Here is a 21,189-nt window from a genome sequence, read left to right on the forward strand (position 1 = left end):
TCTTATCCTAGTCGAAAGTCAAATGTCATAAAGTTGTAAAGTCACGAACGACTTTAGACTTTGGACTTTTAAACTTTTGACTTAAAACACTACCTCGGATTACTTCTCTAAACCTCAAAATTAATTTTGAAGTGCTAGTTATAAAATGCCTCGCATTGTTATAAAAAATCGGAACGGTTTACGGGTATAAATCTTAAAAACTTATATAAATGAGTAATCAGTCCCGATTTTTATCGGGACTGATTACAAGACTTTATTATTATTCTTCTAAACGAAGATCTAATCCTAAACCTTTCAATTCGTGCATTAATACATTGAATGATTCTGGTAAACCTGGTTCTGGCATAGTTTCTCCCTTAACGATAGCTTCGTAAGTTTTAGCTCTACCAATAACATCATCAGACTTAACAGTTAAGATTTCACGTAGCGTACTAGAAGCTCCATAAGCCTCAAGTGCCCAAACCTCCATCTCTCCAAAACGCTGACCTCCAAATTGAGCCTTACCTCCAAGTGGTTGTTGCGTAATCAATGAGTATGGTCCGATAGAACGTGCGTGCATCTTATCATCAACCATGTGTCCTAATTTAAGCATGTAAATTACACCCACAGTCGCTTTTTGTGCAAAACGCTCTCCAGTTCCACCATCATAAAGGTATGTATGTCCGAAACGTGGTACATTAGCCTCATCAGTCAAAGCATTGATTTGATCTAAAGAAGCACCGTCAAAAATTGGAGTAGCAAATTTTCTACCCAAGTTCATACCAGCCCATCCAAGAACAGTTTCATAAATCTGACCAATGTTCATACGTGAAGGTACCCCAAGTGGATTCAATACGATATCTACCGGTGTTCCATCTTCTAAGAAAGGCATATCTTCATGACGAACGATTCTTGCAACAATACCTTTGTTACCGTGACGTCCCGCCATTTTATCACCAACTTTTAACTTACGTTTTTTAGCGATATAAATCTTAGCTAATTTCAAGATTCCAGATGGTAATTCATCTCCAACTGTAATAGTGAATTTTTCTCTTCTTAAAGATCCTTGTAAGTCGTTCAGCTTAATTTTATAGTTATGAATCAGATCATTAACCATTTTATTTGTAGCGTCATCAGCAACCCATTGACCTTTGCTTAAGTGAGCAAAATCCTCTACTGCGTAAAGCATTTTTTGAGTATATTTTTTACCTTTTGGTAAAACTTCTTCACCCAAATCATTCATTACACCCTGAGATGTTTTTCCGTTAACGATAAGGAATAATTTTTCAACTAATCTGTCTTTTAATTCAACGAATTTAGTTTCGAATTCCATTTCTAAAGCGCCTAAAGCATCTTTATCCTGAGTACGTTTACGTTTATCTTTTACGGCTCTTGCAAATAATTTTTTGTCAAGAACTACACCGTGTAAAGATGGAGAAGCTTTTAATGAAGCGTCTTTTACATCACCTGCTTTATCCCCGAAGATTGCACGAAGCAATTTCTCTTCCGGAGTAGGATCTGATTCTCCTTTTGGTGTAATTTTTCCGATCAAAATGTCGCCAGGTTTAACCTCTGCTCCAATTCTGATCATACCGTTTTCATCTAAATCTTTAGTAGCTTCTTCAGAAACGTTAGGAATATCGTTTGTTAACTCTTCGTTTCCTAACTTCGTATCTCTAACCTCTAATGAATAATCATCAACGTGGATAGATGTAAAAATATCATCACGAACTACTTTTTCAGAAATTACAATCGCATCCTCGAAGTTGTACCCTTTCCATGGCATGAACGCAACTTTTAAGTTTCTACCTAAAGCTAATTCACCATTTTGAGTAGCATATCCTTCTGATAATACTTGCCCAGGAATAACTCTGTCACCTTTTCTTACGATTGGTTTCAGGTTAATACTTGTACCTTGATTGGTTTTTCTAAATTTAATAAGGTTGTATGTTTTCTCATCAGCATCAAAACTAACCATTCTCTCGTCTTCTGTACGATCGTATTTAATAGTAATGATATTTGCATCAACATATTCAACAGTTCCATGCCCTTCAGCATTGATTAATACTCTTGAATCTGAAGCTACCTGACGCTCTAAACCTGTACCAACGATTGGTGCTTCAGGACGAATCAAAGGAACTGCCTGACGCATCATGTTAGATCCCATCAACGCACGGTTCGCATCATCATGCTCCAGGAAAGGAATCAATGAAGCCGAAATCGAAGCGATCTGGTTCGGTGCAACGTCTGTATAATGAACGACAGATGGCTCAACAACCGGGAAGTCGCCTTCCTCACGGGCAATAACATTGCTAGCTGTAATTTTACCAGTTTCGTCCATTTCAATGTTTGCCTGAGCAATCATTTTACCTTCTTCTTCTTCAGCACTTAAGTAAATTGGAGTACTTTCTAAATCAACTACACCATTAGTTACTTTACGGTATGGCGTTTCGATGAATCCCATTCCGTTAACTTTTGCATAAACACCAAGAGATGAAATCAAACCAATGTTTGGTCCCTCAGGAGTTTCAATCGGACATAAACGACCATAGTGAGTATAGTGAACGTCACGAACCTCGAAACCAGCTCTCTCTCTCGAAAGTCCACCTGGTCCAAGTGCAGAAAGTCTTCTTTTGTGCGTAATCTCAGCTAATGGATTCGTTTGATCCATAAATTGAGATAACTGGTTAGTACCAAAGAAAGAGTTGATAACTGATGATAATGTTTTAGCATTAATCAAATCAATTGGTGTAAACACCTCGTTATCCCTAACGTTCATTCTCTCACGAATAGTTCTAGCCATACGTGCTAAACCAACACCGAATTGCTGAGACAATTGTTCTCCAACTGTTCTAACACGACGGTTTGATAAGTGATCAATATCATCAATCTCTGCTTTAGAGTTGATCAATTCGATCAAATATTTTACAATGGTAATGATATCTTCTTTGGTAAGCACTTGCTTATCCATAGGGATATCTAAATTCAATTTTTTGTTCATTCTGTAACGACCAACTTCACCTAAGTTGTAACGTTGATCAGAGAAGAATAATTTATCTATAATACCACGAGCAGTTTCCTCATCAGGCGGTTCAGCATTACGCAACTGACGGTAAATGTGCTCTACAGCTTCTTTTTCAGAGTTTGTTGGATCTTTTTGTAACGTGTTGTGGATAATAGCATAGTCTGCCTGATTGTTATCCTCTTTGTGTAACAAAATAGATTTAACGTTAGAATCAATGATTTCTTCAACATTATCTTTGTCGATAATGGTATCACGATCAAGGATGATTTCGTTACGTTCGATAGAAACTACCTCTCCGGTATCTTCATCAACGAAATCCTCGTGCCATGTGTTCAATACACGTGCAGCAAGTCTTCTTCCAATATATTTTTTAATACCTGTTTTAGAAACTTTAATTTCTTCCGCTAAGTCAAAAATCTCAAGGATATCCTTGTCTCTTTCAAACCCGATTGCACGGAATAAAGTTGTAACCGGTAATTTTTTCTTTCTATCGATATAAGCATACATTACGCTGTTGATATCTGTAGAAAATTCTATCCAGGATCCTTTAAAAGGAATTACTCTTGCAGAATAAAGTTTAGTTCCATTTGCGTGGAATGACTGTCCAAAGAAAACCCCAGGAGAACGGTGTAATTGTGATACTACAACACGCTCGGCACCATTAATTACAAAAGTACCGCTAGGAGTCATATAAGGAATTGTTCCAAGATAAACATCTTGTACAATAGTTTCAAAATCTTCGTGTTCTGGATCTGTACAATATAGTTTTAACCTGGCTTTTAAAGGCACACTATAAGTAAGACCTCTCTCTATACATTCTTGAATTGTATAACGTGGCGGGTCAACAAAATAATCTAGGAATTCCAATACAAAGTTATTTCTTGTATCTGTAATTGGGAAGTTTTCCATGAAGGTGTTGTATAACCCTTCGTTGCCTCTTTCGTCAGATTTCGTTTCTAATTGAAAGAAATCTTTAAAAGATTTAACCTGAACATCCAGGAAATCTGGATAATCAGGGATATTTTTTGTAGAGGCAAAATTCAATCTTTCAGTCTGATTTGTTATCATCAATGGACAAAATTTTGATTAAAAAAAAGTAATTTTTTTGTGTAAAAACACACTGCGTAGTTTATACTTTCTTTTTTAAAACCAATACATCTTTAAAAATAAACCAATAAATTTAGTTGCATTTTTTTTCTTCGTATTGATCAAAAACTTTTTCGTATTTTAAACTAATTTGATAATAAAATTTAATGTATTTTATTATACGAAAAATGGTTTAGGCCTTTGAGTGTTAACTCAGGACCTAAACCTAGTTCTTAAAACCGAGTTGAATTATTTTAATTCAACTACAGCTCCAGCTTCTTCTAATGATTTTTTAAGACCTTCAGCCTCTTCTTTAGAAACACCTTCTTTAACGTTGCTTGGAGCTCCGTCAACTACATCTTTAGCTTCTTTCAAACCTAAACCTGTAAGTTCTTTAACTAATTTTACAACTGCTAATTTAGAAGCTCCAGCTTCTTTTAATACAACTGTAAATTCAGTTTGTGCTTCTTCAGCAGCACCTTCTCCACCACCAGCAGCAACTACTACAGCTGCAGCAGCAGGCTCGATACCATACTCGTCTTTTAATATTGTTGCTAATTCGTTAACTTCTTTAACTGTTAGGTTAACTAATTGTTCTGCGAATTGTTTCAAATCTGCCATTTTTTCTATCGTTTAAAATGATTTGTAAAATTATAATTTATTTGTGTGTGCGAATTTAATAACACAAAAGACAATTGCCTTCTATATTAAGCTTCTTCTGACTCTTCGCCAGCGAATTTGTTCTGAAGAGCAGAAATAATTCTTTGAGCTGGTGATTGTAACAATCCAATAAGTTCTCCAAGAAGTTCTTCTTTAGATTTAATAGTTGCTAACGCATCTAATTGATTGTCTCCAATATATACCTCAGAATTAATATAAGCACCTTTTAAAATTGGTTTATCAGATTTCTTACGGAAATCTTTGATAATTTTTCCAGGAGCATTAGCCACATCAGAAATGAATATAGCACTGTTACCAGCTAAAACTGTAGGTAAATCACCATAATCATTAGAAGAAGCTTCCATTGCTTTTGCAAGCAAAGTGTTCTTCACAACCTCTAATTTGATGCCCGCTTTAAAACAAGCTCTACGTAAGTTTGAAGTTGTCTCTGCGTTTAAACCAGAAATATCAGATATATAAATGATATTTGTACCAGCTAACTGCGCAGTTAAATTTTCAATCGCGATTGATTTTTCTTCTCTAGTCATACTAAAAATTATTAACTACCAATTATACTGCTTTTGGGTCTAATGCAATAGCAGGACTCATAGTGCTTGTAAGGTGGATACCTTTAATGTATGTACCTTTAGCAGCAGTTGGTTTAAGTTTTATTAATGTTTGAATAATTTCGTGTGCATTGTCAACAATTTGCTCAGCTCCAAAAGAAACTTTACCAATTCCTGCATGAACGATACCTGTTTTATCAACTTTAAAGTCGATTTTACCAGCTTTTACCTCTTGAACAGCTTTTGCAACATCCATAGTTACAGTACCTGTTTTAGGGTTTGGCATTAAACCTCTAGGTCCTAAAATACGACCTAATGGACCTAATTTACCCATAACAGCTGGCATAGTGATGATAACATCAACATCTGTCCAACCATCTTTGATTTTTTGTAAATAATCGTCAAGACCTACATAGTCTGCTCCAGCTTCTTTAGCTTCCGCTTCTTTATCCGGAGTAACCAATGCTAATACTTTAACATCTTTACCAGTTCCGTGAGGTAATGTAACTACACCTCTAACCATTTGATTCGCTTTTCTTGGATCAACACCCAAACGAACTGCGATATCAACAGACTCATCAAATTTTGCAGAAGCAACAACTTTCAATAATGCCGCAGCATCTTTTAGAGAGTATAATTTGTTCTTTTCAATTTTTGAAGCAGCCTCTTTTTGCTTTTTTGTTAATTTTGCCATGTCTTTTTCTTAATTAAAAAGGAGCATCTCCTGATACAGTTATACCCATAGATCTAGCTGTTCCAGCAACCATACTCATTGCTTTTTCTACTGTAAAAGCATTTAAGTCAGGCATTTTGTCTTCAGCAATAGCTCTAATTTGTTCCCAAGTAACACTAGCTACTTTTTTACGATTAGGCTCACCAGAACCAGATTTTAGCTTTGCAGCTTCCATTAACTGAACTGCTGCTGGAGGAGTCTTAACAACAAAATCGAATGATTTGTCTTTGTACACAGTGATTTGCACTGGACAAATTTTGCCAGGTTTATCCTGAGTTCTAGCATTAAATTGCTTACAGAACTCCATGATATTAACCCCAGCAGCTCCTAAAGCAGGTCCAACCGGTGGCGACGGATTCGCAGCACCTCCCTTAACTTGTAGTTTAACTACCTTACTAATTTCTTTAGCCATTTTTAAAAAATTTAACACTGTAATCAATGGAAGCGATTACAATGGATATTATATATGTAACAAAAAATTATACTTTTTCAACTTGCATAAAACTCAATTCCAATGGTGTTTTTCTTCCGAAAATCTTAACCATAACTTCAAGTTTACGCTTCTCTTCATTGATTTTTTCAACCGTACCGTTAAATCCATTAAATGGACCATCAATTACCTTAACAGTTTCACCTAAGTTAAACGGAATAGCGCGAGTATCTGTATTAACAGCAAGCTCATCTACCTTACCTAACATACGATTTACTTCAGAAAGTCTCAATGGCACAGGTTCTCCGCCTTTGATTTCTCCTAAAAAACCAATTACACTTGTAATAGATTTAATAATATGAGGTATCTCACCAACTAAATTGGCTTCGATCATAACATATCCAGGGAAATAAACTTTATCCTTAGACATTTTTTTCCCTTCTTTTACAGTAACTACTTTTTCTGTAGGCACTAGAACTTGGGAAACATAATCACCCATACCTAATCTGGCAATTTCAGTTTCGATGTAAGCTTTGACTTTGTTTTCCTGTCCGCTTACAGCTCTAACTACATACCATTTTTTCACATTATTATCTGCCATCACAAAAAAATTATCCTTTTAACCAGTTAAAAAATCCAGCTAAAGCTTTTGCAAAAAATTCATCTACTCCCCATGTTGCCAAAGCAAATAGAACTGAAAATACAGCCACAACAATTGTCAATTTTTGAACCTCAGCCCAAGCTGGCCAAGTAACATTTGACTTTAACTCCTCGAAAGCCTCTGATAAATAATTAGTAACTTTTGTCATTTGATAAATTTTTTATTGCACGGGCGGAGGGATTCGAACCCCCATCAACGGTTTTGGAGACCGCTATTCTACCCTTGAACTACGCCCGTAATTAAAAGCCAGTGACTTCAGTTAAGAAAATCAACTGGCTTTTTATAGTTTTTTATAGGATTATCCTACGATTTCAGTCACCTGACCTGCACCTACTGTTCTACCACCTTCACGGATAGCGAAACGTAAACCTACGCTCATTGCGATTGGGCTTAATAAAGCAACATTGATAGTCAAGTTATCTCCTGGCATTACCATCTCTACTCCTTCTGGTAAAGTAATAACTCCTGTTACGTCAGTTGTACGTACGTAGAACTGTGGACGGTAGTTATTATGGAATGGAGTATGACGTCCACCTTCTTCTTTTTTCAAGATATAAACCTCAGCTTTGAAAGTAGCGTGTGGTTTTACTGATCCTGGCTTAATGATAACCATTCCTCTTTTGATAGATTCTTTATCAATACCTCTTAACAATAAACCTACGTTATCTCCAGCTTCACCTCTGTCAAGGATTTTACGGAACATCTCAACTCCTGTAATAGTAGAAGTTAATTTATCAGCTCCCATACCAATGATTTCAACTGGATCTCCTGTATTAGCAATACCTGTTTCGATACGACCTGTAGCAACAGTTCCACGACCAGTAATTGTAAATACGTCTTCAACCGGCATCAAGAATGGTTTTGCTACGTCACGCACTGGCTCTTCGATCCAAGCATCAACAGCTTCCATTAATTCAATGATTTTTGGTACCCAAGCAGGATCATTATTCAATCCTCCTAAAGCAGAACCTTGAACTACAGGACCATTATCTCCATCATATTCGTAGAAAGATAATAAATCTCTAATTTCCATTTCAACAAGCTCTAACAATTCAGCATCGTCAACCATATCCACTTTGTTCATGAAAACAACGATTCTTGGAATACCTACCTGACGACCTAAAAGGATGTGCTCACGAGTTTGTGGCATTGGACCATCTGTAGCAGCAACTACTAAGATAGCTCCGTCCATTTGAGCAGCACCAGTAACCATGTTCTTTACGTAATCCGCGTGACCTGGACAGTCAACGTGAGCGTAGTGACGGTTAGCTGTTTCGTACTCTACGTGTGATGTATTAATAGTAATACCTCTTTCTTTCTCCTCTGGAGCGTTATCGATTTGATCAAACGATTTTGCTTGACAGTAACCAGCATCAGACAATACTTTTGTAATTGCTGCAGTTAATGTAGTTTTTCCGTGATCCACGTGTCCAATTGTACCTATGTTTAAGTGCGGTTTGGAACGATTAAAATTCTCCTTTGCCATTTTACTTAATTTTTAATCTTAGTTATATATTAATTTTCAATTTCCTACTTACTTGAGCCAATGTCGGGAATTGAACCCGAGACCTCTTCCTTACCAAGGAAGCACTCTACCCCTGAGCTACACCGGCAGAGAGTTCTGATTTTAGACTTTTGAATTTAGATATCAGATTACAAAATCCGAAATCTCCAATCCAAAATCTTAACTTCTTTTTTTGTGGGGAGAGCAGGATTCGAACCTGCGAAGTTCACACAGCAGATTTACAGTCTGCCCTCGTTGGCCGCTTGAGTATCTCCCCATTTTTTTTTCAATAATTGCATGAACAATTTCAAATCGCATTTGAAATATTTAGAGCCGGCGGAGGGACTCGAACCCACGACCTGCTGATTACAAATCAGCTGCTCTAGCCAACTGAGCTACGCTGGCAATTACATTAAAAAAGTCCGCTATTTCTAACGGACTGCAAATGTAGCTATTTTATCTTTGAATCAAAACATTTTTTAAAAAAAATTTCAATTAAATGTGCGCTCTTATTTTTTCCTTCCTTTTTACCAATAAACGTTCTAAAGATTCAGCCGAAAGCTCTACCGCCTCCTCAAAAGTTTTACACTGTTTTTTAACTAAGAAATCGTCTCCGGGAACATTAATCTTAATCTCTACCGCCTTATTCTCTTTATCACTTGTTCTTTCAACTTTTAAAAAAACATCTGCCGAGACAACACGATCATAGTATTTTTCCAGTTTATCCATTCTTTCCTGAATAAAGTCTACCAACTTTCTGTCAACAGTGAAGTTAACTGCATGAACATCTACCTTCATAATATAAATTTTAGGGTTTAACATTTCAGAATTATTATTTATTCCTCGGATGCGCATCACCATACACTTTTTTAAGTTCTGCTAAACTATTATGAGTATACACCTGCGTAGACGCCAAACTAGAATGCCCTAATAACTCTTTAACTGAATTTAAATCTGCTCCGTTATTTAATAAGTGAGTCGCAAAAGTATGCCTAAGGACATGAGGACTTTTTTTTACCTTTTCAGAGACCCTACTAAAGTAAGAATTAATTAATCGATACACAAAAGATTCGCTCAATTTTAACCCTTTTTTTGAAATAAAAAAATAATCATCATCAACTATATTTTCAACAAGAGCCCTCTCTTTTAAATACAAATTAAATTGCAGCAGTACGACCGGCAAAACAGGAACAATACGCTCCTTATTTCTTTTCCCCAAAACCTTAATTACATTTGAAGACAGATCTACATTATGAATTTTCAGATTTATCAATTCTGCCCTTCGTATTCCGGTAGCATAAAACAATTCAACAATCAATTTGTCCCTTATTTCTTCAAAACCAACAGGATCACTTACTTCCTCCATTAAATCCGTAAGTTCTTTTTCAGAAAACGGAATCTGAACTTTTTTCGGGGTTTTTAAAGCTTTATGCTTTAACATTGGATTTAATTCTATTTGCTTTGTTTTTAATAGAAATTTATAATATGCTTTTAAGGAAGCCATTTTTCTATTTACAGACACATTAGAAATATCCTGATCCACTAAAGAAACAATCCAACTCCTGATCTGACTATAATTAACATGTTCAATATTTTCCTGTTCAAAACGGGATTTATTAAACAATTCAAAGAACTCTATATCATTCAGATAAGCAGTAGCCGTATGTGGTGAATATTTTTTCTCCAACAAAAGATAATCTCTAAATGCCTCTTTATTTGTTTTCATACGCAAGCCTATCTACCTATATATGTAATATTCACTCCCAACTTTCTTTCTTACCTACCCCCTCTTATTCATCATCTCAAAATTAAGCATAAAAAAACCGTTAGCCTCAAAAAATATCTTTTTGATGACTAACGGTAATTATTTTGCAAAGCTTAATACTAACTCTCTAAACTATCTCTCAAGTTTTGAATGTAAGCAGCTTTTTGAATTTGAGCTCTTTTGATAACAGAAGGCTTAATAAAAGCAGTACGTGCTCTTAATTGACGAACAGTTCCTGTTTTATCAAATTTTCTTTTATAGCGCTTTAATGCTCTATCGATATTTTCTCCGTCTTTAATTGGTATAATTAACATAATATAGACACCTCCTCTCGTTAAGGCTGCAAAAGTAATTATTAATTATGAATTACCAATCATAAATACTGAATTATTTTCCTATTCCAGAAAAGAAAAACAGATTCACTCAATCAGATCTGACTAAGAATCTTTATTCTTTCAATAAATTTCTGGAAATTACTAATTTTTGAATTTCAGTAGTTCCTTCTCCAATGGTACATAATTTTGAATCACGATAAAATTTCTCAACAGGAAAATCTTTCGTATATCCATAACCACCATGAATCTGAACAGCTTCGTTAGCCACTTTAACACAAACTTCGGAGGCATACATTTTAGCCATGGCTCCCATTGTAGTAACCGGTTTATGTTCCTGTTTTAAGAAAGCAGCTTTATGCAATAATAATTCTGATGCTTCAATTTCTGTTGCCATATCAGCCAGCTTAAATGATATTCCCTGAAAATTAGCTATTGGCTGACCAAACTGATGTCTTTCTTTTGAATATTTTAATGCAGCTTCGTAAGCTCCTTTTGAGATTCCAAGTGATAAAGCACCAATAGAAATTCTTCCTCCATCGAGAATCTTCATTGCCTGTACAAAGCCCTGCCCTACTTCTCCTAATCTGTTTGCATCGGGAATACGGCAATTATCAAAAACCAATTCAGCCGTTTCACTGGCACGCATTCCTAATTTATTTTCTTTCTTTCCTGATGTAAATCCTGGCATTCCTTTTTCAAAAACAAAAGCTGTCATTCCTTTTGAATCTCCTTTTTCTCCAGTTCGGACTATTACAACAGCGATATCTCCAGAGATAGCATGTGTAATAAAGTTTTTAGCTCCGTTTACTACCCAGAAATCACCATCCTTAACTGCTGTAGTATTCATTCCGCCTGCATCAGAGCCTGTGTTATGCTCCGTTAGTCCCCATGCCCCAATATATTCTGCGGTAGCTAGTTTTGGAAGCCATTTCTTCTTTTGCTCCTCATTTCCGAATGTCAAAATGTGGTTGGTACATAATGAATTATGGGCCGCTACTGATAACCCTATAGAAGGATCTACTTTTGAAATCTCTTCTACAACAGTAATATATTCATGATATCCCAGTCCGCTTCCTCCATATTCTTCCGGAACTAAAACGCCCATAAATCCCATTTCTCCTAATTTTTTAAATAAGGGTATTGGAAATGTCTGAGCCTCATCCCACTCCATTATATTTGGCCGGATATTTTTTTCAGCAAATTCTTTAATCGATTGTGCAATCATCGATTGTGTTTCGTTATAATCAAAATTCATTTGTAGTCGGTTATTTTTAGAACTCCAAATATAAACTAATTATTTTTGCTTTTTCAACAGGAAAACCTTTAATTTTTGATAAATCCTCAATATTTTTAAAATCTCCGTTCATACTTCGATACGTTATGATTTGTTTTGCCAATGCATATTTAAAATAAGGAAACTGAGCTAATTCTTTTAAAGAAATATCATTTATTGCAATTTTCTTAAAGTTTGGCAGTGAATAAATTTTAAAATGGTTGTTTAATTCATAGAGGACTTCCGGAGAGAGTCCCCAAACTTCATTCAATTGCTCCATTGAAACAAATCCGCCTAAAATTTCTTTTTGTTTTAGTATTCGTAATGATATAGCTTCACCAACTCCATATATTTTAACAAGATCTTCCTGTGTTGCCTGATTTATATCAATCAGTACTATTTTTTCTTTTTTGGTAAATGTCTTTTCAGGATATTTTTTATACTCTTTATTATCCTCCTTATTATTTACAAATTCTTTTTTGTTCTTAATCCAGTCCGGAAATTTAAAAAGAGGCGAAAGAACCTTTAATAATGAATCTGAAATTTTTGTGACCTGCTGGAATTCTTCGGGCGAGTTTACATATTTGTTTTCTTTTCTAAATGCCATTAGCCTGTCAATTTCCTCGATTGACATTCCTAGTTTATACCCTTTATAATCGGTTATAAAATTTGGGTTGAATAAATAAACTTGTGGTTTGTTTTTATATTTTTCCTTCTTTAAGGAATTTATTTCGGTCTGTAAAGCCAGCCATTTTTGTTTTTCAGGAAAAAATTTGTCCGGAGAAGCAAAATTCACATAGAAATAAGCGATCTGTAAAACTATAATTAAGCTAAAAAGAAATATAATTCCTGCCCGTTGGTGATTTGTAAACTTAAAATATCCTGTTAATCTCTTTAAAATCATTAAAATTTAAATTACTATTTATTAAACCAAAAATAGCATTAATTTTATAAGAAAATTTTTATAAAATATTTATTTAACATTCTGTTGTTTTTTTACATGATGAGAGAAAGTAATAATCACAATTCGTGATTAAACAATATTTTTAGTACATATTATATAAAGTTTAAATATTTTATAACTTAAAATTATATAATTGTTTTTATTTTTTATAAAAAACGATACATTTGGAGCTTAATAACAACAAACCTATATTATATATGTCAATAATGCGAGTTAAACCAATATCTGCTTTTGAAGCTGATATGAAAAAAAGTGATTTAAAAAGGGTTTTAGGAAAATGGAGCCTTACTGCAATTGGAGTTGGTGCCATTATAGGTGGAGGAATTTTTGTTCTTACCGGTACCGGAGCATATTATCATGCAGGTCCTGCGTTGGCAGTTTCCTTCATTATCGCAGGTATAGCCTGTGTTTTTGCGGCTCTTTGTTATTCTGAATTTGCTTCTATTTTACCTGTTGAAGGTTCTGCTTATGCTTATGCCTATGGTACAATTGGAGAAATATTTGCCTGGATAATTGGTTGGGGACTTATTCTTGAATATGCAATGGGGTCAATGACAGTAGCAGTTTCCTGGTCAGGGTATTTTAATAAATTGCTCAAAATGTTTCATATTCATTTGCCTGACTGGCTAACAACTGATCCTGCCAGTTATACCGGAGAAGGTTTTTCTATGAACCTTCCGGCTTTTTTAATTGTGGTTTTGGTTATTTCTTTACTTATTAAAGGAACAAGAAGTGCAGCAAAAGCAAACAACTTTATTGTTGTGCTTAAAGTTTCTGCTGTAATATTTGTAATTATTGCCGGTCTTTTCTTTATTGACACTGCTAACTGGACTCCATTTATTCCAGAGGCTACTAAGATTGTTGAGAAAGAAACAACTCATAATGCTTATGGTATTGCTGGTATTGTATCTGGTGCTGCAGCTATTTTCTTTGCTTATGTAGGTTTTGATGCAGTTTCTACACAAGCTGGTGAAGCTGTTAATCCTAAAAAAGATGTTCCGTTTGCTATTATTGCTTCACTATTAATCTGTACAACCTTATATATTCTGGTTTCTTTAGTATTAACCGGAATGATGAACTATAAAGATTTTAATCCGCTAGGAAAATATCCTGATGCTATTAAAGCACCTGTTGCTTATGCATTTGATATTGCCGGACAAGGATGGGCAGGATTAATTATTACTATTGCAGCTACTGTTGGTTTAGTTTCTGTACTAATGGTAATGATTATGGGACAATCAAGAATTTTCCTTGGTATGTCTAAAGATGGATTAATTCCTTCTGTGTTTTCTAAAGTAAATCCGATTTCGGGAACTCCAAAAACTAACTTAATTATTTTGGGTGGTATTATTGCTACAGTTGCTTCTTTTACCCCTATCAATAAATTAGCTGATATGACAAGTTTCGGAACTCTGTTCGCCTTTACAATGGTTTGTATCGCGGTTTGGATTTTAAGAGTAAAACAACCTAATTTAACAAGAACATTTAAAGTTCCTGCTTTACCAGTTATTGCAGTTTTAGGTATTGCTATCAACACTTATTTAATGATTAATTTAAGTCATGACGCACAATTACTGTCTCTTGGCTGGTTAGCTATTGGTGTTTTGGTTTATTTTGGATATAGCAAGAAAAGATCAAAACTTAATAATATTAATAATGATGTTGAATAGGACATCTTATTATTTCATAAAAAAAACTCCAAATTTTCATTTGGAGTTTTTTTTATAAATCAAAAACCGAAGTTCGTTTAGCTCTTATTAAATCTTTTAAGCGAATCCAGAATGCCAGTGTCAAATAGACTCCAAAACCTAAACCTACGGTTACAAACGAAATGTAGATAAAAAACAATCTTACGCTCGTTACACGCATTCCCAGCTTATCTGCTAATCTTGAAGATACGTGAAAACCATATTTTTCGAAAAAGAATTTAAGTTTTACAATAGCTGACATATATCTGATTTTAAATTTAGATTCCTGTGACTTTACTCAGGATGACAAAAATACAAATTATCTGATTATCTATATTTTCTAAATGACTAATTATTTTTGAGCAGTTCCATTCCAATGGCACATCGCAAACATCCTTTATGATTACAGAATTCATTTTTAAGTTGTAACAATGACTGGGTTTGAAATGCATTTTTAGATACAACCCCAAAAGAATCAAATTTGTCGATTATGGAATTTTTCTCGGGAGTAACCTCTTTCATAAAAGCAATTAAATCTTCAAAAACAGACTCTCCCATTTTCTCTGAATAAGCAAACTGAACAGGAATAATTGTATTTAATATAATCAAATCTATGAATGCTTTTGATAACGTTTTTGCTTTTTTAGGGCTTTCTTTATCAAACTGATAATGGTTCTGCCAATACGGGCTGGCGGAAACATTCATTAATTCATAAACTTCCTTAACTGATTTTAGAGTAATTATTTTAGAGAACAAGTTCTGATGCCTGTTATACAAACCAGCTAACTGTGAAAGCCTGATTGTGGGGAAATTATCCGGACGGTGTTTAAAAAACTGAAGCGGATCGGTATGAACTTTTGCCAACTGATATTTATTCAGCAGATAAAAATACCTGAATTTTAAATCATTAAAATATACATCTTGTTTATCAGCATCCAATAATCCTGAGGCTCCAAAAAGTAATGCTTCGAGATTTTCGATTTCAAAACTTTCTTTTCTTATAAATGAAAACGGAATTGATTTAGCGATCTGCAAAAAGGTATTACCATTTGTATTTAAGCCAAAGTTCTTCGCCAGCAGGCAAAATAAAACGGCTTCCCAGTCCTGATTTGTTTCTTCGAGCAAATCATATACAAATTTTGATTTGCGCTCTAAGCGCTCAAAAAACAAACGTTCCTGCCAGTTTTCAAAAACAAAATTGTCAATCCGGTCAATTTCTTTTTCGCAGGAAATCCATGATTTTGGGTTTACCAATGAATAATAACTGTTTAGTGTTTCAGATGCAACGTAATTTTTTAAAATTAAAACAGGGATTTCGGTATTATCTTCCCGGAATATCTCTGTATCATGTTCCCAAACAACATGCAGAATTACATTTTCATAAGCAGGATTTTTTTCATGCCCGTGCAAATACCAATCTGATGATTTGAGGTGAATTTCGACATTCCCTGCCCATTTTTGATTTCCTATTATAATTTGTGCGTTAAAGAAATCAGGACCTGCAAGTTCCAAATACTCACCAACTTTAATAATCACAAGCGATTCATCCTGGGCAGTTCTTAGGTTCAGTGCTTCAAACTTCCTGAATTTCCAGAGGTAATGAAGAAAATCTTCTTTCATTGTTAGGTCTTTATATTTAATTTTATAAAAACTTAAAAATAAATAAAATAATACTATTCTTACAAAATATATTTACAATTATTTCAGCATATATAATTTGGCGCAGGCTCGTGCATCTGAAAGAGCTTCGTGGTGATTTAAATGAATATTCATTTCGCGGCAGCAATCACTTAATTTAGTTGGCTTTAATCCTTTTGCTTTGTAAATTTTGACCGTGCATTCCCATTTAGGAGCGATATTTAAATCTTCATATTGCAAACCATGCAGCAGCATTGATTTCATCAAAACATTGCGGTCAAAACTTTCATTATGTGCTACAACCACTTTGTTTTTTAATCTCTTTTCAATTTCAGGATAGACCTGCACGAAAGATTTCGCATTTACAGTATCTCTGGGATAAATTCCGTGTACCCGAATTGTAAACGGATTGAATTCATTGTTGGGAGGTTTTATCAAACTCACGAATTCATCTACTATTATTCCGTTTTCTACAGTAACAATTCCAACAGAACAGGGATGATAAGCTGTTGCAGTTTCAAAATCTATGGCAATAAAATTCATAATTTTTATGTGAATCTAAAAAAATCCATAAACCTAACTTTGAAATTAGATTTATGGATTGTAAGGTTATTAAATGTGATCTTATTTTATAGATCCAATAATATCATATTTAGTTATAATATGGTGATTGCCATTTTGAAGTTCAATTAAGACAGCATCATTCTCTTTGGTAAATAATTTTGAAACTTCCTCAATCGGAGTTCCCATTTTAACAATAGGAAAAGGTTTTCCCATTACTTCTTTAATTGGTTTTTCGGCAACATTTTTATCGGCAACGTAACTTCTAAATAAGTCTGTTTCATCAACAGAACCCACAAATCCGTTGATATCCACCACCGGAATTTGCGAAATTTTATATTTACGCATACGCTCAATTGCATGTGAAACTAACTCTTCTGTGCGTACAACAATTAATTCCTTATCAATATGATCTTTTATAACGTCTTCGGCTTTTGTTACGCTTTCTTCTAAAAATCCACGTTCGCGCATCCAGTCATCATTGAACATTTTACCGACATAACGGCTTCCTGAATCGTGAAACAATACCACAACTACATCATCGGGCTTAAAGTGTTCTTTAAGCTGCAACAATCCTTTTATGCAGGCACCGGCAGAATTCCCCACAAAAATAGCTTCTTCCAAAGCAATTTTTCTGGTGTAAACAGCTGCATCTTTATCAGTTACTTTTGTAAATCCGTCAATCAAAGAAAAATCAACATTTTTAGGTAAAATATCTTCTCCAATTCCTTCTGTAATATAGGAGTAAATTTCATTTTCATCAAAAATTCCCGTTTCATGGTATTTTTTAAAAACGGATCCGTAGGTATCAATTCCCCAGATTTTGATGTTTGGATTTTTTTCTTTTAAGTATTTTCCAACTCCCGAAATTGTTCCTCCGGTTCCTACTCCAACTACAAAATGTGTGATTTTACCGTCTGTTTGTTTCCAGATTTCCGGCCCGGTCTGCTCATAATGTGCCAAGGAATTTGACATATTATCATATTGGTTTACATACCATGAATTTGGTGTTTCTTCGGCCAGACGTTTTGAAACTGAATAGTACGATCTTGGATCTGTAGGTTCAACATCTGTAGGACAAACAACTACTTTGGCACCAACGGCACGCAAAATATCCATTTTTTCCTTAGATTGTTTATCTGATATTACACAAATTAATTTGTATCCTTTAATGATGGCTACAAGCGCCAATCCCATTCCTGTATTTCCGGACGTACCTTCAATAATAGTTCCTCCGGGTTTCAGGCGGCCATCTGCTTCTGCATCTTCGATCATTTTTACGGCCATTCTGTCTTTAACAGAATTTCCGGGATTAAAAGTTTCGACTTTTGCTAATACCAGTGCATCAATTTCAGCAACAACTTTATTGAGTTTCACCAATGGCGTATTACCAATTGTTTCTAAAATATTTTTTGAAAAGTCCATTGTATTTAAATTTAATTTTTGGTTTTAAAATTGAAACAGAACCCTGAATTATTGGAAGAAATTCCAAACTAAACCAAATCGGATAACGAAATCGCGATACGGGTTATTAGGTGCTGAGTAATAGTTGTTTCCTGAAAAAGCAGCATTAAAATGTTCTGCTTTTAAATAAAATCTTGTCTGGCGAATCCTTGCATTTACAAAAAAATCAAAATTGGCATAATTCCCTATTTTCTTTTCATTCTGAACAAAAAATTCTCCAATAACCGGGTTATAATCATTACCGTAATATTCTGTAAAATAGTTAAAAGTAATTCCCGTCTGCATATACAATGCTTTCTTAAAAAAGTAACCTGAGTAATAAAAAGTATTTCTGGTAACAAAATCAGGTACATTTAAAATTAAATCTGACTGATCTACTTTTTGATATAAAAATGTGTTATCCAAAGCAAAACGTCCGAATTTAAATTCACGGCTGGCTTTTACAGACAAATAATTGATCACGTTGCCGTATTGTGCCGGATTTATAATCTGGGTCAGGGTATCTTTTTCAGCTGGTGAAGAAACATCTGCAAAATAAAGATGGTCTTTTAAAACCGTGTACTGAACCTCAGCATTTAACCATGGCGTAGATACATTTGCACTAAGCGTGTTTATTTTTTCATTCTTAAAATTATTATACCAATTGTATTTTAAGAAACTGCTTTGATACAGATTGTAATTATTATTTGGCAATTTGTTGATGTTTCTGTATCTGAAATCGAATTTGATTTTATCATTTAAGTCATATCTCAATTTTGCGTCTAAATCTGAAAGAGACTGATTTGTTATCGATCTTGTATATAAAAAACGGCCATTCCATTTATTCTTCTGGTATTCGTACTGCCCTCCTACATTGTTGATCTGCAGAAATAAATTGTCAGGAATTCTAACCCCTTCGTCACCCATTATAATACGGTTGTATTTATAATTTGATCTGTAATCGTCAATGAAAAAATTAAATTTACCCAAAAGTACATTTTCATAAGCAAGACCTGCCTTATTGTACAATTTTTCAAAACGTGTCTGATCTTTAATACCACCGGTAACATATGATTCTCCAAATCTCAGTGCCGTAGTGTTTCCAACGTTTGAAGTAAGAGTAGGCTGATTGTACTCGAAAAATTTGTTTTCATAATTAAACTGATGTGTCACGTATAAATTATTACTTCCTTCTTTTGGATTGATTCTGAAACCATGATCAAAAAACAAACGTCTTCCTTTTAAAAATGATTCAGCATCAGTCAGATAAACTTGTAATCGCTGACGATTGGCAAAATTCTTATCTCCGCTCTCAAAATTCTCAGGTGTTGTTATCCCTCCGTTTTCTTCATTCAGGATATCCTGATAGGTATAATGTGCATTTAAAATATATCTTCTGTCAGTTGTAAAATAACTGGTTGTCATTCTGAAATTACCCGTACTTGTCAACTGGTTAATGTAATCACCCTCAGACCGTAATCCTCTGTATGCCAAAGAAAAATTAAGGTTTTTTGAGGTATTTAATGTAATAAAGGAGTCAACATTCTGCCCTTTATTAATTGTTGAATTAAAAAAGAGTTCTGTTAAAGGAGTTGCTACAGAGTAATAGTTAATCTGGTTCGCTTCTAAAAAATTAAAATGCTTTCCTCTAAAACCAATTTCAGGATAAGGTGAAAAATCGGTTAAACTATATTGTAACGTATTATAAGTCTGTCCGATATTAGAAAAAGGCAACAGTCCAAAATTATCTTTTCTAAGATAGTTGTGTCTGTAAGCACTTTTTAATGTCAATGATGTATCAACATAGGTCGTATCATGCTCCAAAGTAATAATCTGGTATTGATCTATGGTAGCAATTTTAGCTTTTTTCTTTTTTACGGTATCTGTTATACTTGAATATTTTGTATTCATATCCAGATTATTTTTAGACGTATTTTTTTCCTGAGAAAATAATAATATTGGTACGACTAATAGATATAGAAAAAAGAATATTCTCATTTGATAGCTTTATATAGAGTTATTTCGGCAAAAATTTGTTGAGCAAAGGTAAAAGATAAAAACGTATAAATAAAAAAACACTTCAAATTATACCATTGCATTAGTAAATAGTATGAAACGAAGGTTTTTACAGAAAATTTTATAATATTTGCTTTTTAAATTCAATACAATGCTTCAGTTAAATTTTTCAGGACATCATTTAGAGACTGGTACCGATGAAGCCGGACGTGGCTGTTTAGCAGGTCCTGTGACTGCTGCTGCCGTAATTCTGCCTCCTGATTTTAATAATGAAATATTAAATGACAGTAAACAATTGTCTGAAAAAATAAGAGAGCAGCTAAAACCCATTATAGAGCAGCATGCTGTCTGTTTTTCTGTAACGCATTTGCATCCTGATGAAATTGACGAAATCAATATTCTGAATGCTTCTATGAAAGGGATGCAGGAATGTATCTTAAAATTACACCACAAACCTGAATTTATTATCGTCGACGGAAATCGCTCGCTGAATGCAAAACTGGGCATGAAAAACAATTTCGGAAAACAATTTTCTTTGTCTGAAATAGAGCTATTAAAATCAATTCCAAATCAAAGTATCATAAAAGGAGATTCCAAATTTTTAAGTATTGCCGCGGCATCTGTCCTGGCAAAAACCTATCGTGATGAATATATGAATCGCATTCATGAAGAATTCCCGATGTATAACTGGAAACAAAATAAAGGATATCCAACAAAAGAACACCGTGAAGCCATTAGAGAATTCGGAACGACAAAATACCACCGAATGAGTTTCAGGCTTTTACCCGAACAACTGGAACTTGATTTCTGCCAATAAAAAAAGACTTATCAACTGATAAGTCTTTTTTTGTAATTGTACTGA

The 21,189-nt window shown here is 34.2% G+C and carries 20 protein-coding genes and 4 tRNA genes; 2 read left to right on the forward strand and 22 right to left on the reverse strand.

The annotated features are described in order from the left end of the window. Positions 1–259: 259 nt before the first annotated feature. The 17 genes from rpoB to DCO46_RS04945 all read right to left on the reverse strand — a co-directional run bounded on the left by rpoB (position 260) and on the right by DCO46_RS04945 (position 12,921). Entirely contained in the window at positions 260–4,072 is a 3,813-nt protein-coding gene (gene rpoB / locus DCO46_RS04865) for a DNA-directed RNA polymerase subunit beta (RefSeq protein WP_116751458.1), read from the reverse strand. A 267-nt stretch (positions 4,073–4,339) separates the two neighbouring features. After that, entirely contained in the window at positions 4,340–4,711 is a 372-nt protein-coding gene (gene rplL, locus DCO46_RS04870) for a 50S ribosomal protein L7/L12 (RefSeq protein WP_007807437.1), read from the reverse strand. Positions 4,712–4,797: 86 nt separating this feature from the next. Next, entirely contained in the window at positions 4,798–5,298 is a 501-nt protein-coding gene (gene rplJ, locus DCO46_RS04875) for a 50S ribosomal protein L10 (RefSeq protein WP_116751459.1), read from the reverse strand. Between the two features lie 22 nt (positions 5,299–5,320). Continuing rightward, positions 5,321–6,010, reverse strand: coding sequence for a 50S ribosomal protein L1 (gene rplA / locus DCO46_RS04880; protein ID WP_035619180.1), 690 nt, complete (start codon positions 6,008–6,010; stop codon positions 5,321–5,323). A 13-nt stretch (positions 6,011–6,023) separates the two neighbouring features. Beyond that, a complete protein-coding gene (rplK, locus tag DCO46_RS04885) occupies positions 6,024–6,461 on the reverse strand; it encodes a 50S ribosomal protein L11 (protein WP_026713295.1) in 438 nt (145 codons plus the stop codon). A gap of 67 nt (positions 6,462–6,528) precedes the next feature. Beyond that, positions 6,529–7,080 (reverse strand): transcription termination/antitermination protein NusG, encoded by a 552-nt coding sequence (gene nusG / locus DCO46_RS04890; RefSeq protein WP_029273444.1) that lies wholly within the window; start codon positions 7,078–7,080, stop codon positions 6,529–6,531. Between the two features lie 10 nt (positions 7,081–7,090). Further along, positions 7,091–7,288, reverse strand: a complete 198-nt coding sequence (gene secE, locus DCO46_RS04895) for a preprotein translocase subunit SecE (protein ID WP_041517377.1) — start codon at positions 7,286–7,288, stop codon at positions 7,091–7,093. 18 nt (positions 7,289–7,306) lie between these two features. Beyond that, a tRNA-Trp gene (locus DCO46_RS04900) sits at positions 7,307–7,377 on the reverse strand. A gap of 61 nt (positions 7,378–7,438) precedes the next feature. Continuing rightward, positions 7,439–8,626 (reverse strand): elongation factor Tu, encoded by a 1,188-nt coding sequence (gene tuf / locus DCO46_RS04905; protein WP_031456758.1) that lies wholly within the window; start codon positions 8,624–8,626, stop codon positions 7,439–7,441. Between the two features lie 55 nt (positions 8,627–8,681). Then, positions 8,682–8,753: transfer RNA gene (locus DCO46_RS04910), tRNA-Thr, on the reverse strand. 87 nt (positions 8,754–8,840) lie between these two features. Beyond that, positions 8,841–8,921: transfer RNA gene (locus tag DCO46_RS04915), tRNA-Tyr, on the reverse strand. Positions 8,922–8,975: 54 nt separating this feature from the next. Continuing rightward, positions 8,976–9,049: transfer RNA gene (locus DCO46_RS04920), tRNA-Thr, on the reverse strand. Positions 9,050–9,139: 90 nt separating this feature from the next. Continuing rightward, on the reverse strand, positions 9,140–9,442 hold the full coding sequence (hpf, locus tag DCO46_RS04925) for a ribosome hibernation-promoting factor, HPF/YfiA family (RefSeq protein ID WP_017496722.1): 303 nt from the start codon (positions 9,440–9,442) through the stop codon (positions 9,140–9,142). A 34-nt stretch (positions 9,443–9,476) separates the two neighbouring features. Then, positions 9,477–10,370, reverse strand: a complete 894-nt coding sequence (locus tag DCO46_RS04930) for a tyrosine-type recombinase/integrase (RefSeq protein WP_116751460.1) — start codon at positions 10,368–10,370, stop codon at positions 9,477–9,479. A gap of 158 nt (positions 10,371–10,528) precedes the next feature. Then, positions 10,529–10,723, reverse strand: coding sequence for a 30S ribosomal protein S21 (gene rpsU, locus DCO46_RS04935; RefSeq protein WP_035684969.1), 195 nt, complete (start codon positions 10,721–10,723; stop codon positions 10,529–10,531). A 133-nt stretch (positions 10,724–10,856) separates the two neighbouring features. Continuing rightward, on the reverse strand, positions 10,857–11,999 hold the full coding sequence (locus DCO46_RS04940; protein WP_116751461.1) for an acyl-CoA dehydrogenase family protein: 1,143 nt from the start codon (positions 11,997–11,999) through the stop codon (positions 10,857–10,859). A gap of 16 nt (positions 12,000–12,015) precedes the next feature. Further along, positions 12,016–12,921 (reverse strand): ComEA family DNA-binding protein, encoded by a 906-nt coding sequence (locus DCO46_RS04945; RefSeq protein WP_116751462.1) that lies wholly within the window; start codon positions 12,919–12,921, stop codon positions 12,016–12,018. Positions 12,922–13,178: 257 nt separating this feature from the next. Between DCO46_RS04945 and DCO46_RS04950 the strand changes: the two genes are divergently transcribed. Then, positions 13,179–14,651, forward strand: a complete 1,473-nt coding sequence (locus tag DCO46_RS04950) for an APC family permease (protein ID WP_116751463.1) — start codon at positions 13,179–13,181, stop codon at positions 14,649–14,651. Positions 14,652–14,703: 52 nt separating this feature from the next. Here the strand turns inward: DCO46_RS04950 and DCO46_RS04955 are convergent, their stop codons facing one another. The 5 genes from DCO46_RS04955 to DCO46_RS04975 all read right to left on the reverse strand — a co-directional run bounded on the left by DCO46_RS04955 (position 14,704) and on the right by DCO46_RS04975 (position 20,309). Further along, positions 14,704–14,931 carry a PspC family transcriptional regulator gene (locus DCO46_RS04955; RefSeq protein WP_047777924.1) on the reverse strand — a complete coding sequence of 76 codons (228 nt, stop codon included), beginning with the start codon at positions 14,929–14,931 and terminating at the stop codon, positions 14,704–14,706. 86 nt (positions 14,932–15,017) lie between these two features. Next, complete coding sequence (locus tag DCO46_RS04960) at positions 15,018–16,289, reverse strand: DUF2851 family protein (protein WP_116751464.1); 1,272 nt, start codon at positions 16,287–16,289, stop codon at positions 15,018–15,020. 78 nt (positions 16,290–16,367) lie between these two features. Beyond that, positions 16,368–16,850: a 3'-5' exonuclease gene (locus DCO46_RS04965; protein WP_116751465.1), complete on the reverse strand. Its 483-nt coding sequence runs from the start codon at positions 16,848–16,850 to the stop codon at positions 16,368–16,370. Positions 16,851–16,931: 81 nt separating this feature from the next. Then, positions 16,932–18,293, reverse strand: coding sequence for a pyridoxal-phosphate dependent enzyme (locus DCO46_RS04970; RefSeq protein WP_116751466.1), 1,362 nt, complete (start codon positions 18,291–18,293; stop codon positions 16,932–16,934). Positions 18,294–18,341: 48 nt separating this feature from the next. Continuing rightward, the gene (locus DCO46_RS04975) at positions 18,342–20,309 is read right to left on the reverse strand and encodes a putative porin (protein ID WP_116751467.1); all 1,968 of its coding nucleotides are present in this window, start codon (positions 20,307–20,309) and stop codon (positions 18,342–18,344) included. Between the two features lie 169 nt (positions 20,310–20,478). Between DCO46_RS04975 and DCO46_RS04980 the strand changes: the two genes are divergently transcribed. Beyond that, on the forward strand, positions 20,479–21,144 hold the full coding sequence (locus DCO46_RS04980; protein WP_116751468.1) for a ribonuclease HII: 666 nt from the start codon (positions 20,479–20,481) through the stop codon (positions 21,142–21,144). The last annotated feature ends 45 nt before the right edge of the window (positions 21,145–21,189 follow it).

The organism is Flavobacterium sp. HTF (assembly GCF_003105115.1).
Lineage (GTDB): Bacteria > Bacteroidota > Bacteroidia > Flavobacteriales > Flavobacteriaceae > Flavobacterium.

Coding starts and splice junctions, on each gene's coding strand:
- DCO46_RS04930 (WP_116751460.1), bottom strand. CDS start 10,370: ATGAAAACAAATAAAGAGGCATTTAGAGATTATCTTTTGTTGGAGAAA.
- DCO46_RS04965 (WP_116751465.1), bottom strand. CDS start 16,850: ATGAATTTTATTGCCATAGATTTTGAAACTGCAACAGCTTATCATCCC.
- rplA (WP_035619180.1), bottom strand. CDS start 6,010: ATGGCAAAATTAACAAAAAAGCAAAAAGAGGCTGCTTCAAAAATTGAA.
- nusG (WP_029273444.1), bottom strand. CDS start 7,080: ATGGCAGATAATAATGTGAAAAAATGGTATGTAGTTAGAGCTGTAAGC.
- DCO46_RS04945 (WP_116751462.1), bottom strand. CDS start 12,921: ATGATTTTAAAGAGATTAACAGGATATTTTAAGTTTACAAATCACCAA.
- secE (WP_041517377.1), bottom strand. CDS start 7,288: ATGACAAAAGTTACTAATTATTTATCAGAGGCTTTCGAGGAGTTAAAG.
- rpoB (WP_116751458.1), bottom strand. CDS start 4,072: ATGATAACAAATCAGACTGAAAGATTGAATTTTGCCTCTACAAAAAAT.
- tuf (WP_031456758.1), bottom strand. CDS start 8,626: ATGGCAAAGGAGAATTTTAATCGTTCCAAACCGCACTTAAACATAGGT.
- hpf (WP_017496722.1), bottom strand. CDS start 9,442: ATGAAGGTAGATGTTCATGCAGTTAACTTCACTGTTGACAGAAAGTTG.
- rpsU (WP_035684969.1), bottom strand. CDS start 10,723: ATGTTAATTATACCAATTAAAGACGGAGAAAATATCGATAGAGCATTA.
- DCO46_RS04970 (WP_116751466.1), bottom strand. CDS start 18,293: ATGGACTTTTCAAAAAATATTTTAGAAACAATTGGTAATACGCCATTG.
- DCO46_RS04950 (WP_116751463.1), top strand. CDS start 13,179: ATGTCAATAATGCGAGTTAAACCAATATCTGCTTTTGAAGCTGATATG.
- DCO46_RS04955 (WP_047777924.1), bottom strand. CDS start 14,931: ATGTCAGCTATTGTAAAACTTAAATTCTTTTTCGAAAAATATGGTTTT.
- rplL (WP_007807437.1), bottom strand. CDS start 4,711: ATGGCAGATTTGAAACAATTCGCAGAACAATTAGTTAACCTAACAGTT.
- DCO46_RS04975 (WP_116751467.1), bottom strand. CDS start 20,309: ATGAGAATATTCTTTTTTCTATATCTATTAGTCGTACCAATATTATTA.
- DCO46_RS04980 (WP_116751468.1), top strand. CDS start 20,479: ATGCTTCAGTTAAATTTTTCAGGACATCATTTAGAGACTGGTACCGAT.
- DCO46_RS04960 (WP_116751464.1), bottom strand. CDS start 16,289: ATGAAAGAAGATTTTCTTCATTACCTCTGGAAATTCAGGAAGTTTGAA.
- rplJ (WP_116751459.1), bottom strand. CDS start 5,298: ATGACTAGAGAAGAAAAATCAATCGCGATTGAAAATTTAACTGCGCAG.
- DCO46_RS04940 (WP_116751461.1), bottom strand. CDS start 11,999: ATGAATTTTGATTATAACGAAACACAATCGATGATTGCACAATCGATT.
- rplK (WP_026713295.1), bottom strand. CDS start 6,461: ATGGCTAAAGAAATTAGTAAGGTAGTTAAACTACAAGTTAAGGGAGGT.